Below are 14,622 nucleotides of genomic sequence, written 5' to 3' on the forward strand. Positions count from 1 at the left end.
CCTATGTCTATCCCTATACTCATGTACCACCAGATCGGCGAGCCCAATCCCAAGGGCACGCCGTATCGCGGGCTGACGGTGCATCCTTCCAGCTTCGCCCGGCAGATGCGCTGGATGCGCCGGCTGGGTTATCGCGGCCTGTCCATGCGGGACGTCATGCCCTATGTGCGCGGCGAACGGCAGGGCAAGGTGTTCGGCATCACGTTCGACGACGGCTACCGCAACGTGCACCACAACGCCATGCCGGTACTGAGCGAACTGGGCTTCACCGCCACCAACTATTTCGTGGCTCGCCAGTTCGATGGCGGCAATGTATGGGACCTGGAAAAGGGCATCCCGTTCTCGCCGCTCATGACCGTGGCCGAAATGCGGGAATGGGCGCAGGCCGGCAACGAGGTCGGTTCGCATACCCTGGACCACGTCCACCTGCCTGAAATGACGCCCGAGGAAGCCCGCCGCCAGATCGTCGAATCCAAGGACGAACTGGAGCAGGCGCTGGGCGGACCCGTCACCGCTTTCTGCTATCCCTACGGCGATCACGGCCCCGAACACCGGGCCATGGTGCGCGAGGCCGGATACGACAACGCCACGCTGACGCAACGCGGCCTGGCGGCGGCTTCCGACGATCCCTATGGGCTGCCCCGGGTGACGGTGGCGCGCTCCACCCATATCGTCCGTTTCCTGCAGAAGTGCCTGACCCGGTATGAAGACACCCGCCGGCGCCGCTGAGCGGCGGCTCCGCATCGCGCTTCTGGTCGACCGCTTCGGCAATCGCTTCGGAGGCGCGGAAGCCTATGGCGTGGAGCTGATGCGCGTGCTCGGCCAGCGCCATGACGTGTCGGTCGTGGCCCGAGACTTCGACAGCGAACTGCCGTTTCCCTTCCTGCCCGTGCGCTTTCCGGGCTGGCTGCCCAGCTGGATGCGGGTGCTGTATTTCGCCTGGCGCGCCGACCGGCTCACCCGCGGACGCTACGACATTGTGCATTCGCACATGAACGGCTGGGCCGGCGAAATCCAGGTCATGCACGTCACGCCGGTGCGTTACAACCGCCTGACCCGCGTCAAGCCGCTGCAGCGCCTGACCGCCTGGCTCAGTCCGCGCCTGGCCACCTACCTGCTCCTGGAATGGTTCCGCGTGCGCAATGCGCCCGCGCGCCGGGTAGTCGCCGTTTCCGGCCTGATCATGGACCAGCTGCATCGCAGCTACGGCCCGCAACTGCCGGTGGACATCATCGCGCCGGGGGTCAAGCTGCCCACGGCCGCGCAAAGGGAAGGGCGCGACGAGACCCGCGCCCGCCTGGGGTGGGACGCCGATACCATCGGCTGCCTGCTGGTGGCCCGCAATCCGCTGCGCAAAGGCCTGCCGGCCCTGCTCGACGCGTTGGGCAAGCTGCCGCCGCAATACCGGCTGCTGGTCGTGGGCGCGGACGAGCCCACCCGCGAGCGCGTGCGCGCCGCCGGCGCCGTCGCCGGCCGGGTCTCCCTGATCGATCCCACGCCCGACGTCGCCCGCTATTTCAGCGCGGCCGACATCTATGCCCACCCCACCCTGAACGACAGCTACGGCATGGCTCCCCTGGAGGCGATGTCGCATGGGCTGCCGGTCGTGGTCAGTTCGCCCGCCTATTGCGGCTTCGCGCAGTACCTGTCGGCGGGCAAGGACGCGCTGATCCTGCAGGACCCTCGCGACGGCGCCCAGCTGGCGCAAGCCCTGGAGCGGCTGGGCTCGGAGCCCGAGCTGCGCGCGGCGCTGGCCGAGCGCGGCCTGGCGATCGCGCGCGAGCAAAGCTGGGAGGCGGTGGCCTCGCGTTACGAAGACCTGTATGCGCAGGTGCTGCGGGAGCGGGGGCGGGCGGCCTAGGTGTGCCCGGCGGTGCCGGTCTGTCTGGGCGCTGAGCAACTCGTCGGACCGCTGCTCCGCCGTGGCCGTCCGGCTATCTTCAGGGCGTAACCGAGGTGGCTTGTTCCAGCCAGGTCAGCCGGCTCATCGCCTGCGCGGCGCTGTCGCCGCACATTTCAAGACTGGGGGGCAATGAGCCGCACACCGCCGGCCGTTCGGGCTGTCCGAATATCTTGCAGCGGTTTTTTTCATCGAGCTGCGCGCAGCGCACCCCCGCGGGCTTGCCGTCGGGCATGCCCGGAATCGGGCTGGAGATGGACGGTGCGATGCAACAGGCGCCGCAGCCCGGCCGGCATGCTTGAGCGCTCATTCCCATGGCACCGGGCAGGGCGTTGTCCTCATACCCATCCCCGCAGCCAGTAGACGAAGAGGCCCGCGTATTCCTTGATGATCGAGCGGCTGGCGTCGAAGGTGCGCTGGTCGGGCAGCCACAGCGCGAGCGAGCCGTCCGCGGGCGCAACGATCTGCGGCGGCGTGGGAGCCGCGATGGCTTCCACCCCTTGCTTGGAAAAGGCGGCCATCGCCCGCGGCATGTGCAGCGCGGAGGTCACCAGCAGGATCTTGCCGATGCCGCGCGACTTGAGCTTGTCTTCGGTCAGGGCGGCGTTTTCATAGGTGGTGCGGCTGGAGTTTTCCAGGATCAGCGCCGATTCCGGCACGCCTTGCTGGCGGATGTTGTGAGCCATGCCCCGGGCTTCGCTCACGTCACCTTCGAGCGCTCCGCCCGACAGCAGGACCTTGGGCGCGCGCCCCGCGCGATAGAGCTCGGCTGCCGTGTCGATGCGCACGATGGCGGTGCCTTTGTCGTAGGGCAGGAACCAGTTGGCTCGCCCATTGGCGGTGTTGCCCCCGAGCACCACGATGGCGTCGGCCGTCGGGGATTCCGCGGGAGGCAAGTGCGGGTAGCGGGACTCCAGCGCCCCGCCCAGCCAGAGCGACGTGGCCGGCAGCGACCAGAACAGCGCCCACAGCAGGCCGGTCCCGATGAGGGCGACTCCGGTCTTGCGCATCCGGACCCAGCCCAGCGCCAGTCCGATCACGACCAGGGTCATGCACAGGTTGTAAGGAATGATCAGATTTGCGAGATAACTGGAAAGGGGCATTTCAAATCCTGATTACTGCGTCTCGTGCAGCAGGGTTTCAGCCTGTTGCACGACTTCCTCGGGCGAGGGCCAGGCGTTTTCGGCGCCTATGCACACCGCTCGAGGCGACCACGGCCCGGTCCGGCCGGGGCGGGTGACTCCGAACAGGGTGAGTTCCCTGGCCGCGGCCGCGGCCGCGACATGCGACACACCGGAATCGTTACAAATCACCAGCGCCGCCCTGGCCGTCAGCGCCGCGAAGGCGCCCAGGGACAGGGGGGGCAGCAGCAGCGCCGTCGGGGCGTTGCGCCGGGCTTCCTCGGCCTCGGCCGGAGGGGGGCACATTACCACGGTATGGCCGAGAGCCTGGAGGGCGCGGGTAAGTGTATCGAATCCTGGCCAGACCTTGATCCTGCCCTTGTGCAGACCCGTGGCCGTCGGGGCGATCAGGACGAACCGCCGGCCCGCCAGCCCGGCCGCTTCCAGCGCCTGGGAGGCGGCATCGCGGTGCGCGGCGGTCAGGGGCAGGTCAAGCGTCGGGGCCGGCTCGGCGCGGCCGCTGGGCAGGCCCCAGCGCCTCAGGGCTTCGCGGGTCAGGTAATGCCAGGACTGGACCGCGTGCAGGGAATCGTCGGGCTTGGAGACCGGCCAGCGCAGCAGGAAGCTGCGGCCGTCATCGCGGTAGCCGGCCGAGGGCACGCCAGCCAGCCGGAATACCAGCGCGCTGGACAGGGAGTCCGGCAACAGCAGGCCCCGCGCGCGCCGGCCCTGGGCGCCCAGGGCGCGCCGGTGGGCGCTGACGGCGGCCCGGTCGGGGCCGACCTTGCCGCGCATGGGGATGAAATCATGCTTGGCCACGCCGTCGAGCAGGTCGCGGGCCCAGGGGCGGGCGCAGATTACCAGGGGCAGCCCGCTGGCGTGCAGGGCACGCAGGCTGGGCAGGCTCATGCAGACATCGCCCACCCAATTGGGCAACCGGACGTACAGACAACTGATATCGGACATGGATGGGCGCTGGGCGCGTTAGGGCTAAGAGGGGCGGTCCGGACAGCGCGCCTGCGCGCAGCCGGTACAATTCTCGCCACAATTGTATAAAAGCGAGTGATCCCTTTGAATTCTGCTGCACGCCATGCGCCCGCGGGGTCCCAGCCCGTCAAAGCCGAACTTTGGAGGCGGATCTACAGCCGCGTGGGTTCCTACTGGAAGGGCTTGTTGCTGGCCATCCTGCTGATGGCGGGCGCGGCCGCCACGCAACCCGTCCTGGCCGTCATTATGAAGCCTTTGCTGGACGGGGGCTTTTCCGGGGCCAAACCCTATTACGTGTGGGCGCTGCCGCTGGCCGTGGTGGGTCTCATCCTGCTGCGCGGCATCTGCAACTTCTTCAGCGATTACCTGTTGGCCTGGGTCGCCAACAATGTGCTGCTGGGCATGCGGCGCGACATGTTCGAGCGCCTGCTGGGCCTGCCGGACGCCGACTTCAAACAGGGCGACACCGGCCGCCTGCTCAACCGCTTCACCATCGACGCGGGCAACGTCACCGGCTATGCCACCGACGTCATTACGGTGCTGGTGCGCGAAACCCTGGTCGTAGTCGCCCTGATCTGCGTGCTGCTGTACATGTCCTGGGTGCTGACGCTGATCATCCTGATCATGCTGCCGGTCTCGGTGCTGATTTCGCGTTTCTTCATCCAGCGCCTGCGGCGCATCAACCGCGAAACCGTCAACATGAACGCCGAGCTGACCCGGGTCGTGGGAGAGGGCATCGACGGCCAGCGCGTCATCAAGCTGTTCGACGGCTACGAGGTCGAGCGCGGCCGCTTCGATTTCGTCAACCGCCGCCTGCGCCGGTTCGCCATGCGCACCGCCACGGCGGACGCCGCGCTGACCCCGCTGACCCAGGTATGCATTTCGATTTCGGTCGGCGCGGTCATCGCCGTGGCGCTCAGCCAGGCCAACAGCGGCGCGCTCACCGTGGGCAGCTTCGCCTCGTTCATGGCGGCGCTGGCCCAGATCTTCGATCCCATCAAGCGCCTGACCAACGTCGCCGCGCGCATGCAGAAGATGCTGGTTTCCGCCGAAAGCGTGTTCACGCTGATCGACCAGGTTCCCGAAGGCGATGCCGGCACCAAGGAACTGCCCGAGCCCGTGCGCGGCAAGGTCGAGTTCCGCGCCGTGTCGCACCGCTTCCCGGACGCCGACCGCGACACCGTCAACGACGTCTCGTTCGTCGTCGAACCCGGCCAGACCGTCGCCCTGGTGGGCCGTTCGGGCAGCGGCAAGACCACCCTGGTCAATATGCTGCCGCGCTTCGTGCTGGCCGATAGCGGGCAGATCCTCGTGGATGACGTGCCCATCGGCGACCTGACGCTGCGCAGCCTGCGTTCGCATCTGTCGCTGGTCAGCCAGGACGTGGTGCTGTTCGACGATTCCATCGCCGCCAACGTCGGCTACGGCGCGCTGGGCAAGTCCAGCGAGCAGAAGGTGCGCGACGCCCTGGCGGCCGCCAACCTGCTGGAATTCGTCGACGGCCTGCCGCAGGGGATGAACACCCCCGTGGGCGAGAATGCCGCCCGCCTCTCGGGCGGCCAGCGCCAGCGCCTGGCGATCGCCCGCGCGCTGATCAAGAATGCGCCCATCCTGATCCTGGACGAAGCCACCTCCGCGCTCGACAACGAGTCCGAACGCCAGGTCCAGGCCTCGCTGGAGCGTCTCATGAAGGGCCGTACCACGCTGGTCATCGCCCATCGCCTGTCCACCGTGCAGAATGCCGATCGCATCATCGTGCTGGATGCCGGCAAGATCGTCGAGCAAGGCCCCCATGCCGAGCTGCTGGCCGCCGACGGCCTGTACGCCTCGCTCTACAAGATGCAGTTCCGCGAGGACTGATCCCCGCCTTCCGCGTCCGGCCCGGGCCGGGCGCGTTTCCTCCTGTCGCATTTCCGGATTGCCAATCCGCCGGATTGCCGGAAAATGGCGCAAGGTCGGCGGCTCCCAAGGCGTCGCGGCCCGCCGTGCATCCAGGAGCGCTCCATGTCCCTGCCTTCCGAAGGCAATCAGCTCGTCAACGTCGTCGTCCTGCTGGGAGCCGCCGTTGTCGCGGTTCCGTTGTTCAAGCGCCTGGGCTTGGGATCGGTCCTAGGCTATCTTGCCGCCGGATTGGCCATCGGTCCCTTCGGCATGGGGCTTTTTTCCGACCCCAAATCCATCCTGCACGTCGCCGAGCTGGGCGTCGTGATGTTCCTGTTCATCATCGGGCTGGAAATGCAGCCGTCGCGTCTCTGGAAGCTGCGGGGCGAGATCTTCGGCCTGGGCGTGGCGCAGGTGCTCGCCTGCGGCGCGCTGCTGACCGGCGTCGGCCTGCTGGCCGGCCTGTCCGGCCCGGCGGCCTTCATGGCCGCGATGGGCTTCGTGCTGTCGTCCACCGCGATCGTCATGCAGATACTGGCCGAGCGCGGCGAGGCCGCCAGCGGGCCAGGGCAGCGCATCGTGTCGATCCTCCTCCTGGAAGACCTGGCCATCGTTCCCTTGCTGGCCCTGGCCAGCCTGCTGGCGCCGGCGGGCGGGGTCCAGCACGGCGATCCGTGGCTGCAGGCGGCCATCGCCGTGGGATGCATACTGGCGCTGCTTGCGGCCGGCCGATGGCTGCTCAACCCGCTCTTTCGCCTGCTTGCGGCGGCGCACGCCCGCGAGGTCATGACCGCCGCCGCGCTGCTGGTGGTGCTGGGGGCGGCGCTGCTGATGGAACTCGGGGGGCTGTCCATGGCCATGGGGGCTTTCCTGGCTGGCGTCCTGCTGTCCGAGTCCACCTTCCGCCATCAGCTCGAGGCGGAAGTCGAACCCTTTCGCGGCATTCTTCTGGGCTTGTTCTTCCTGGGCGTGGGCATGTCGCTGGACCTGTCCGCCGTCGTCCGTGAATGGCCGCTCATCCTGGCGGCGGTCATCGTGTTCATGCTGGTGAAATCCGCGGGCGTGTACGTAGTGGCGAGAGCGCTGCGCGCCACCCACGCCGAGGCCATGACCCGCGCCGCGCTGCTGGCGCAGGGAGGCGAATTCGCCTTCGTGCTGTACGGGGCGGCGGCCACCGCCGGCATATTCGATGCGCACACCGGCGCCGTGCTGACCGCGGTCGTCATCATTTCGATGGCTTTCACGCCGCTATGCGTGCTCGCGCTGCGCTGGCTGCTGCCCAAGCCAACGCCATCGATGGAGGGCGTGGACGTGGCCAAGGATCTGGACGGCTGCGTGCTCATCGTGGGATTCGGCCGTTTCGGCCAGATCGTGACCCAGGCGATGCTGGCGCGGGACCTGAAAGTCTCCATCCTGGATACCGATACCGACGCGATCCGGGCCGCGGCCAAATGGGGCGTCAAGGTCTATTACGGCGACGGCACCCGCGTCGACATGTTGCGCACCGCGGGTGCGGAGAACGCCTGCGTCATCCTCATCTGCATCGACAATCCTAGGTCGGTCAATCACATGGTCAAGCTGGTCAAGGCCGAATTCCCGCTAGTCAAGGTGGCGGTGCGGGCCTATGACCGCATTCATTCGCTGGCGCTGGCCAAGGAAGGGGTGGACTACCAGGTGCGCGAAACCCTGGAATCGGCGCTGGCGTTCGGCGAGGCCGCGCTGCGCGTGGTCGGGGTGCCGGCGGACGAGGCCGCCGAGGTGGCGCAAGACGTTCGCAAGCGCGATACCGAACGTTTCGAACTGGAGGTGGCGGGCGGGCTGTTCGCGGGCCGGTCGCTACTGTACGGCAATATGAGCAGCGCGCCCGACGGCAAGAACGACAAGCCCGACCGCGAGACCGCCGAAATGGCGCCCAGCCCGCAGGCATAGGCCAATATTTCCTTTTATTTGCTTTACGTTACGCATCATTTCACGCTCAAGCGCCGGTGACTAAGGTAGATTAATCCGCACAGACTCTTCGTCCATGAAGAGCTATTGCCAGGGGACTGCCATGCTGCAATCGGATCGGATTTCCACGACGCCGCAAGCTGTGGGTATAGAGCTGGCCCGGCGTCAGGCCTCGGCCTTGCGCTGCGGGTTTTCCGCGGGCTCCATGCGCCGGTTGCTCTCGCAGACCGGCGGAACGGGGCCCGCATGGTCGATCGGCGCGCACCGCGAGACCGACAGGGCCCGGGGCGCCAAGGCCTTTCCCTTCCGCATCGCGGCGGTCGCGGCATCCTGAGGGCTCTGCCACGCAGTGTGTCCCTTTTTTTTGCGCCGGACCTTGCGTGCCGGGCCGCGGATCGGCATTATCGGCAGGATGAATTTCCATTAGCCGTGGGCTGCGACACCCCGACGTCCCTTGCGCAGGAGCGCCGTATTGAAGTCTCGCAGGCTTGTTCATCATGCCTTGTATGCATTGGCGGTGCTGCTCGCGGTCGGCATTTGCGCCGCGGCCATCGCGCTGCTCTGGATCGACCGGCGCGTCACCTGGGAAGCCGCGCATGTGTCCGCCCGGAACATCACGGGGGTGTTGTCCGGAGACATCAGCCGCACCGTGCATCTCTACGACCTGTCGCTGCAAGGGGTGATAGAGCGCCTGGGCGAACCCGACATGGAGCGGGTCGAGCGCGCAACGCAGCATCGCTTCCTGTTCGACCGCTCGTCCACGGCGCAGTACCTGGGCGCGATCGTGGTGGTGGATAAGGACGGCAACATCCGCTATCACTCCGGGGCGCTGGATCCGCCGGCGATGAACTTCGCGGATCGGGATTTTTTCCAGGTGCACCGCGACGCCGACGACGTCGGCCTGTATGTCAGCAAGCCGTATCACAGCCGCATGCGCGGCGGAGACGAAAGCATCGCCATCAGCCGGCGCCTGTCCAATCCGGACGGCAGCTTCGCAGGCATCGTGGGGGGCTCGCTGCGTCTGGCCTATTTCCGCGATCGCTTCGCCGAGCTGTCCATCGGCGAGAGGGACGAGATCGCCATCTTCCGCAACGACGGGGAAGTGCTGTTGCGCAATCCCTACTCCCTGTCGGACCTGGGCAGCGACATCGGCATGGCCCTGGATTTCCAGCAGTTCCTGATCCGCCGCGAAGGTTCCTTCGTGGGCGTGCTGTCGCCGGACGGCGTAAATCGCCTCTACACGTTCGCCACCATCGCGGGCACGCCGCTGATCCTGGATGTTGCGATGGACGTCGACGAGGTGCTTGCGCCCTGGGTGCGCCGCGCCCTGCTGGTCGTGCCGGTCACCGGCGCGCTGTTCCTGTCGGTGGTGGCTTTGATCGTGTTGTTTCGCCGCGAGATGAGCCTGAGGCGGGCGGTCGAGGCGCGGCTGGAGGCTCAGGCGCAGACGGACGGGCTTACCGGCATGCCGAATCGCCGCGCGTTCGACGAGGCGCTGGCGCGCGAATGGCTGGACGCGCGCCGCGAGCGCGCGCCGCTATCGCTGCTCTTCCTGGATGCGGACCACTTCAAACGGTACAACGATCGCTACGGCCACCAGGAAGGCGATGAATTGCTGAAGGTGCTGGCGCTCGTGCTCAAACAGAAGGCCCGGCGTCCGCGGGACCTGGCGGCGCGCTACGGGGGCGAGGAGTTCGTGGTGCTGCTGCCCGATACCCGCCGGCAGCACGCGGAGGCGATCGCCGAAGGCATCCGTCAGGCCATTGCAGGCTTGCGCGTGCCGCACGAAGACAACGGGGCGGGCATCGTGACGGTCAGTGTCGGCGTAGCGACCGCGATACCGCTGGCCGAGGATACCGAGGCCGGCCTGATCGAAGCGGCCGACGCCGCCCTCTACCAGGCCAAGGAAGCGGGCCGCAACCGCGTGGCGGTGGCCGGTGGATGAGCGGCCGGCCGGGCCCAGGCCGCTTAGCGGCCGACCATGACGGCCTGCATGCGCGTCTGCGCCTGCTGCACGTTCTTCGCTTGCGCGTTCAGGTCCTGCAGCAGCTTGTTCAGTTCGGCTTGCACGGCCGGGTCCTGCACCTTGACGACCGGGCCGGACATATCGATCTGCGCGGCATGCGCGGCGACGTAGTCGGCGATCTTCAGGCTGGCGTCGAACGTCGCGTTCAATTGGGGCAGCGTGTCGCGGAAGGTATCGGCCGGCAGGCTGACGGTCTTTTCATAAGCCTTGTCGTACACGGCCTTGAGGTCTTCCGGCTGCTTGAGCTGCGCATGCGCGGCGTCGGCCTTGGCTTGTTCCGCCTTCAGCGCCGTGCCCATTTCGTTCAGCGAAACCTGTACCGCCTTGATGTCGTCGCGGCGGGCCACGACGTCGTTCAGCGAGCGCACCGCGCCTTTCTGCATGATGCCGGACAGCGGCTTCACGGACGCGTCCATGCCGGCGTTGAAGTCGGTGATGACAGCGTAGTGGGCCGCATAGTCGCCAAAGGACTTCTTCTCCTCGTCCGTCAGCTTCGGCACGCGCACGCCGGGCTTGTCCACGATGCGGGTCTGCAGGAACTGCGTGAACGCGGCACGCTGTTCGGGCTCCTTGTCGCCGCAGGCGGCCAGCAGAATCGGCAGCGCGGCGGCCAGCACCAGGAACGGACGGAATAGGGACTTCATCATTGACCTCCGAAAGCAAAAGAATGGGCGCATGCAGGCCATCGCCCGCAAAGCGCCCGCAGCTTATCGGCTCGTCCGTTTCGTCGCCATTGGTTTCAAATTTCATTGCAAACGAATTGTTAAGACACACAATTCATACACAATGACGTGAATTCCTGGGGCGCACCTGTTAGGGCTAGACGAGAATGATGTCGTATTGCCCGGGTATAAAAGGCGAAAGCCTTTATTCATGCGGGTTGGCGGTGAGATTTTGTTGTTCGTTCTGCCCCTGGCTACCCATTTAGCTACCCACTTATGGGTTGCTGGGCTCGTCCTCGTCGGCCGATGCCGCCATGCGGGCCAGCATAGCATTCACTGACTCGGCCGTGATCCCGACCGCCCGGGTTGTGCCGATCTTCCTTTTTACCAGCTCGCCGCGGCTGCACATCCGGTAGATCGTCGCCACCGACAGGCCTAGGGCCTCGGTCGCTTCATGCACCCGATAGATTAGTTTCGGCACCGCGGCCGGTGCTTGGTGTTGGGCTGCGTGTGCCATTACTGCGCTCTCCCAATTTCAGCAGCAGCGCGGACGATGGCCCGATTCGGGTCAATGTCCGTGGCCAAGGTGATCTCCTCGTCATGGTTCCAGGTGATGCAATCCCAGCCTCCGCCATCCAGCGGCACCAAACCCAGGCGTAGCTTGATCTGGAGGCGGCGATTGTCGCCGTCGTCGGTCAGCGGCATCCAGAAGCCGATGCCGTCGTCGTCGACATAGATCGCCTGCCAACTACCCGACGTCTCGCAATATTGGAATTCCCGGTAGCCGGCCGCCTTCGCCGCCAGCTTGAGCAATTCGCGGTCAGTTTGCATCGCTCTGCTCCTTCCGCGCTCCCGGTTGCGGGGACAGGGCGGCGCGGTCCAGGCGCTCTATCTCGGCGAGAATCAGGGCGCAGGCTCGCACGTAGTTGGAACGGGCGTCGCGAGGTTTCCACCATTCACGTGTCCAGGGCCAGATCGCGGGCGGCTCCTCGGCGAGGCCATGCAGGATGTACGAGGCGGCGGCGCACGGCAACTGTTCGGTTTTGTAGTTGTCGTCCACTTCGTTCTTCATACCTTCCACTTCGATTTGCCGTTGGCGCTCCGCCAGCACATCGCGCGCGGCTGCGGTCCTATCGCCAGCATCGGGAGCTGGTCGACGCAGGGCGTTCATGGCCTCGTACAGCAGTAGCGTGGCGGTGTTCTCGCGCCCATGCCTGCCGATGTAGTCCCTGATGCGCTGGGCCACGTCGTAAGGGGAGCCATAGGGCGGCGTCTGCACTGCGGCAGGCCGGGAGGTGTCAGGCGAACCCAGGGCGGCGCCCAGGAGGCTGCTGAGCGCTTCATCGGGGGCGGTGGTGGGCTTGGGGGCGTTCATGCTGCCATCCTCATAAGAAGTTCGCGCGGTGCGTTCGTGGCTATCAGCGCGACAGCCGGGGGCGGACTGACGCTGTTGCCGACCATATGCACTTGCTGGGATTTGGTGAACTCGCGGCCGTCGTGCCCGCGAGTGATGATGTATTCCCGGGGGAATCCCTGTAGGTCGTACAGTTCGGCGGGCGTCAGCATCCGGAGGCGGATATCGACGACGACATAGGGCGTGCCCTGGATGTGTACGGTGACCAACGCAAGGCGGTCCCGGGTGGTGAGCGTGCTGGCCGGGTCGCGCAGATCGCCCAATTGACCGCCCTCGCCGTAGTAGCGCATCAGGAATGCGGCGACCTGGAGGGCGCCGGCTTCATCGTCGGGCGACAGGTCGTATTCCAGAACGCCATGGACGTTGCCGGTGCTGGGTCGCTGCGGCTTGCCGCCGGCGGTAAAGGTCGGGGCGGGCTGCTGTGCATCCGAACCGGTGGCGCCGGAGCGGAACGCGGTGAGATGTGCCGCCACCAGGCCGTGATGGCCGCCGGTGGCGATGGTCGGAACCGCTTCGTCCATTCGCCGGCCGGCGTGACCGCTGGTGTTCGTGACCAGATGCGCCGTGATCAGCTGTTGCTGGCTACCGGTGTTCGTGATCGTGGAGGCTGCCCGGCGCAGATCGTGGGCCGGCGTTGCGTTGTAGCCGCCGTTGGCCTGAACCATGAAACTGCTCGCTACCGCGTGCTTGATACCTCCCGCCGTGACGACCCCCAGCGGCTGCTGGTGATCAAGGCAACGCGGAGCCTGGCCGTCGCGCTCGCCGTAACCGGCCTGCACCAGCACTGGCGCCATGACGGCGCTGTCACCTTTTCGGGTGATGGTGTAGTGGGGCTCGTCGGCGGGCCGAGGTTGGCTTTGCCCGGCGCGGCCGCCAACGCCGGCAAGCACCGGTGCGACAACGGCATGGGATCCGCCTCGGGGCTTTGCCGTAACGGTGCTGATCGGCTGGCGGGCCGAGTGCGAGCCGTCGCGGCTCCAATTGGCGATGGGAACGATGAACGGATCCGCGCTATCCAAGACGTAGCGCTTCATGCCGCGTGCGATTCGCCGCATGGTGGCGTCCGCCAGGGGGCGCGTGCGGTTGAAAATGCTCCGCCCCTCGATCGTCCAATCGATTCCGTCTGCGGCCGCTCGCCAACGCTTCTGGCCCTTGACCGGGTTCTTGAAGTGTGTGGCCTGAGGCCACACGATGGGCAGGCCGTCGCGACGCGCCATCATGAACAAACGCGTACGGGTCGTGCCAGCGCCGTAGTCGGCAGCGTTCAGTTCACGCCATTCCACGGCGTACCCCTGGCCGCGCAGGATCGCCACCAGTCGCTGCCAATGCCTGCCCTGCTGCTTGGGGTCGGGAACCAAGTATTGCTCTTGCACGGGCACGCGCTCGCCAGGATCCGCCACCCGATTCACCATTCGACCGCTGGCGTCCGGCACCATGTCTAGCGTGACGACCCGGCCGGTGTCCGGGCAGCGCTTGGCGACCAACCGGCCCCACTTCAGGATCTGGACCACGTTCTCCAGGCTGATGATGTCGGGTTTGACGGTGCCGGCCCAGCGCACCGTGACCCAAGCCAGGGCGCGGATGTTCTTCCGGCGAGGTTGGCCGCCTTTGGCTTGGCTGTGGTCAGTGCAGTCCGGGGACAGGTGCAGCCAGCCGACCGGCAGGCCGCCGGTGGCCTGGCGCGGGCAAACCTCCCACACGTCGGCGATGTAGTGCCTGGCCTGCGGGTGATTGACCTCATGCATGCTCAGGGCGTCGGGGTTGTGGTTGATCGCGATATGCACGTGTTGGCCTGTGGCCTGTTCGTAGGCGGTGGACCACCCGCCGCCGCCCGCGAAGATGTCGACGACCAGCTTCGCGGAAATGCCGAGAACGAGCTGCGGACTCAACATGCGGTTGCTCCTTGATCTTCGCCCAGCACCCAGCGGAGGGCGGCGGCATAGTCGCCCTGGGCCTGCTCAAGGGCGGCCAGGATCTGCTTTCGGGACTTCACTCGGGGCGCTTCGCCCATAACGGCGGCCTGCTTGCGGCTGCGCTCGTGCGGCGTTGCGCCCTTGCCGGCGGCGATCAGTTCGGCCACCTTGGCGCGCTGCTCTTCGGGTGTCAGCTTCCCCAGGGCCTTGGCATGGGTCAGCGTGATCTGTCCGCTCTCGACGGCGTTCTGCACGGCCTTGGGGCTATCGAGTAGCGCCAGGGTGTCTCGTACCGTGATTACGGTGCAGTTGTAGATGACGGCGATCTGGTCTTCGCCACGGCCGAGGGCCAAATGGCGGCGCATCTTCTCGGCGCGACCGAGGGGGCTGTCGGCGGTGCGAGCCTCGTTCTCGCTGACGATTGCATCCAATGCGTCCTGTCGTTTGCCGGCGTAGACAACACCGGGAACCTGGCGCTCGGCAACACCGCGCTCGCGCCGCCATTGGTTGGCTAGGCGGGCCGCCTTGACGCGCTGGCGCCCGAAAACGACTTCGGTTTCGCCAGTCTCGGGGTTCTTGGATACCCCAACAGGCTCCAGCACGCCCTGAAAGTCAATATTGCGGGCCATCGCCTCATCCACCGGGAGATGCACGCGCGGGTCATAGAGCGGGCTGGATTCGTCGGTAACGAGGGTGAGCTTGTCGGGGTCGAAGTTCAGCAGATTGCTTTGACCGTCCGCGCCGTATACGTCCTTGGATTTCTTTGCCATG

The 14,622-nt window shown here is 66.6% G+C and carries 15 protein-coding genes; 6 read left to right on the plus strand and 9 right to left on the minus strand.

Annotated elements, in window-relative coordinates; translation table 11 throughout:
- The first annotated feature begins 3 nt into the window (after window positions 1–3).
- Window positions 4–729 carry a polysaccharide deacetylase family protein gene (locus ACN6PJ_RS22900; RefSeq protein ID WP_427998100.1) on the plus strand — a complete coding sequence of 242 codons (726 nt, stop codon included), beginning with the start codon at window positions 4–6 and terminating at the stop codon, window positions 727–729.
- A complete protein-coding gene (locus ACN6PJ_RS22905; RefSeq protein WP_427998101.1) occupies window positions 704–1,861 on the plus strand; it encodes a glycosyltransferase family 4 protein in 1,158 nt (385 codons plus the stop codon). The genes ACN6PJ_RS22900 and ACN6PJ_RS22905 overlap by 26 nt, the downstream gene beginning before the upstream one ends.
- Before the next feature lie 79 nt (window positions 1,862–1,940).
- On the opposite strand, the gene ACN6PJ_RS22910 is transcribed toward ACN6PJ_RS22905, so the two are convergent.
- Genes ACN6PJ_RS22910 through ACN6PJ_RS22920 form a run of 3 tightly spaced genes read right to left on the minus strand, consistent with a single transcriptional unit; the run spans window position 1,941 to window position 3,987 of the window.
- Window positions 1,941–2,210: a YkgJ family cysteine cluster protein gene (locus ACN6PJ_RS22910; RefSeq protein ID WP_427998102.1), complete on the minus strand. Its 270-nt coding sequence runs from the start codon at window positions 2,208–2,210 to the stop codon at window positions 1,941–1,943.
- A gap of 28 nt (window positions 2,211–2,238) precedes the next feature.
- On the minus strand, window positions 2,239–3,003 hold the full coding sequence (locus ACN6PJ_RS22915) for a YdcF family protein (protein ID WP_427998103.1): 765 nt from the start codon (window positions 3,001–3,003) through the stop codon (window positions 2,239–2,241).
- 12 nt (window positions 3,004–3,015) lie between these two features.
- Window positions 3,016–3,987 carry a glycosyltransferase family 9 protein gene (locus ACN6PJ_RS22920; protein WP_427998104.1) on the minus strand — a complete coding sequence of 324 codons (972 nt, stop codon included), beginning with the start codon at window positions 3,985–3,987 and terminating at the stop codon, window positions 3,016–3,018.
- 105 nt (window positions 3,988–4,092) lie between these two features.
- Here ACN6PJ_RS22920 and msbA point away from each other — a divergent pair, with 105 nt between their 5' ends.
- From msbA to ACN6PJ_RS22940, 4 genes are all read left to right on the plus strand, one after another.
- Window positions 4,093–5,868 carry a lipid A export permease/ATP-binding protein MsbA gene (gene msbA / locus ACN6PJ_RS22925; protein WP_427998105.1) on the plus strand — a complete coding sequence of 592 codons (1,776 nt, stop codon included), beginning with the start codon at window positions 4,093–4,095 and terminating at the stop codon, window positions 5,866–5,868.
- Window positions 5,869–6,012: 144 nt separating this feature from the next.
- Complete coding sequence (locus tag ACN6PJ_RS22930) at window positions 6,013–7,818, plus strand: monovalent cation:proton antiporter-2 (CPA2) family protein (RefSeq protein WP_427998106.1); 1,806 nt, start codon at window positions 6,013–6,015, stop codon at window positions 7,816–7,818.
- A 121-nt stretch (window positions 7,819–7,939) separates the two neighbouring features.
- Window positions 7,940–8,170, plus strand: a complete 231-nt coding sequence (locus tag ACN6PJ_RS22935) for a hypothetical protein (RefSeq protein ID WP_427998107.1) — start codon at window positions 7,940–7,942, stop codon at window positions 8,168–8,170.
- A 138-nt stretch (window positions 8,171–8,308) separates the two neighbouring features.
- Window positions 8,309–9,781 carry a sensor domain-containing diguanylate cyclase gene (locus tag ACN6PJ_RS22940; protein ID WP_427998108.1) on the plus strand — a complete coding sequence of 491 codons (1,473 nt, stop codon included), beginning with the start codon at window positions 8,309–8,311 and terminating at the stop codon, window positions 9,779–9,781.
- Window positions 9,782–9,804: 23 nt separating this feature from the next.
- Here the strand turns inward: ACN6PJ_RS22940 and ACN6PJ_RS22945 are convergent, their stop codons facing one another.
- The 6 genes from ACN6PJ_RS22945 to ACN6PJ_RS22970 form a co-directional block, all read right to left on the minus strand.
- Window positions 9,805–10,506 (minus strand): DUF3053 domain-containing protein, encoded by a 702-nt coding sequence (locus tag ACN6PJ_RS22945; protein WP_427998125.1) that lies wholly within the window; start codon window positions 10,504–10,506, stop codon window positions 9,805–9,807.
- Window positions 10,507–10,798: 292 nt separating this feature from the next.
- Window positions 10,799–11,041: a helix-turn-helix transcriptional regulator gene (locus tag ACN6PJ_RS22950; protein WP_421441745.1), complete on the minus strand. Its 243-nt coding sequence runs from the start codon at window positions 11,039–11,041 to the stop codon at window positions 10,799–10,801.
- Window positions 11,041–11,355, minus strand: coding sequence for a hypothetical protein (locus ACN6PJ_RS22955; RefSeq protein ID WP_421441748.1), 315 nt, complete (start codon window positions 11,353–11,355; stop codon window positions 11,041–11,043). Before ACN6PJ_RS22955 ends, ACN6PJ_RS22950 begins: the two co-directional genes overlap by 1 nt.
- On the minus strand, window positions 11,345–11,899 hold the full coding sequence (locus tag ACN6PJ_RS22960; protein ID WP_427998109.1) for a hypothetical protein: 555 nt from the start codon (window positions 11,897–11,899) through the stop codon (window positions 11,345–11,347). The genes ACN6PJ_RS22955 and ACN6PJ_RS22960 overlap by 11 nt, the downstream gene beginning before the upstream one ends.
- The gene (locus tag ACN6PJ_RS22965) at window positions 11,896–13,830 is read right to left on the minus strand and encodes a DNA cytosine methyltransferase (protein ID WP_427998110.1); all 1,935 of its coding nucleotides are present in this window, start codon (window positions 13,828–13,830) and stop codon (window positions 11,896–11,898) included. The genes ACN6PJ_RS22960 and ACN6PJ_RS22965 overlap by 4 nt, the downstream gene beginning before the upstream one ends.
- Complete coding sequence (locus ACN6PJ_RS22970; protein WP_427998111.1) at window positions 13,824–14,621, minus strand: ParB/RepB/Spo0J family partition protein; 798 nt, start codon at window positions 14,619–14,621, stop codon at window positions 13,824–13,826. Before ACN6PJ_RS22970 ends, ACN6PJ_RS22965 begins: the two co-directional genes overlap by 7 nt.
- Window position 14,622: the final 1 nt, after the last annotated feature.

This window comes from Achromobacter sp. (assembly GCF_050285585.1).
Classification (GTDB): Bacteria; Pseudomonadota; Gammaproteobacteria; order Burkholderiales; family Burkholderiaceae_B; genus Achromobacter.

Bases quoted from the DNA above. Each gene is read 5' to 3' on its own strand.
- ACN6PJ_RS22905 (WP_427998101.1), top strand. From the start codon at position 704: ATGAAGACACCCGCCGGCGCCGCTGAGCGGCGGCTCCGCATCGCGCTT.
- ACN6PJ_RS22950 (WP_421441745.1), bottom strand. From the start codon at position 11,041: ATGGCACACGCAGCCCAACACCAAGCACCGGCCGCGGTGCCGAAACTA.
- ACN6PJ_RS22930 (WP_427998106.1), top strand. From the start codon at position 6,013: ATGTCCCTGCCTTCCGAAGGCAATCAGCTCGTCAACGTCGTCGTCCTG.
- ACN6PJ_RS22915 (WP_427998103.1), bottom strand. From the start codon at position 3,003: ATGCCCCTTTCCAGTTATCTCGCAAATCTGATCATTCCTTACAACCTG.
- ACN6PJ_RS22935 (WP_427998107.1), top strand. From the start codon at position 7,940: ATGCTGCAATCGGATCGGATTTCCACGACGCCGCAAGCTGTGGGTATA.
- ACN6PJ_RS22970 (WP_427998111.1), bottom strand. From the start codon at position 14,621: ATGGCAAAGAAATCCAAGGACGTATACGGCGCGGACGGTCAAAGCAAT.
- ACN6PJ_RS22910 (WP_427998102.1), bottom strand. From the start codon at position 2,210: ATGAGCGCTCAAGCATGCCGGCCGGGCTGCGGCGCCTGTTGCATCGCA.
- ACN6PJ_RS22945 (WP_427998125.1), bottom strand. From the start codon at position 10,506: ATGAAGTCCCTATTCCGTCCGTTCCTGGTGCTGGCCGCCGCGCTGCCG.
- ACN6PJ_RS22900 (WP_427998100.1), top strand. From the start codon at position 4: ATGTCTATCCCTATACTCATGTACCACCAGATCGGCGAGCCCAATCCC.
- ACN6PJ_RS22955 (WP_421441748.1), bottom strand. From the start codon at position 11,355: ATGCAAACTGACCGCGAATTGCTCAAGCTGGCGGCGAAGGCGGCCGGC.
- ACN6PJ_RS22960 (WP_427998109.1), bottom strand. From the start codon at position 11,899: ATGAACGCCCCCAAGCCCACCACCGCCCCCGATGAAGCGCTCAGCAGC.
- ACN6PJ_RS22965 (WP_427998110.1), bottom strand. From the start codon at position 13,830: ATGTTGAGTCCGCAGCTCGTTCTCGGCATTTCCGCGAAGCTGGTCGTC.
- ACN6PJ_RS22920 (WP_427998104.1), bottom strand. From the start codon at position 3,987: ATGTCCGATATCAGTTGTCTGTACGTCCGGTTGCCCAATTGGGTGGGC.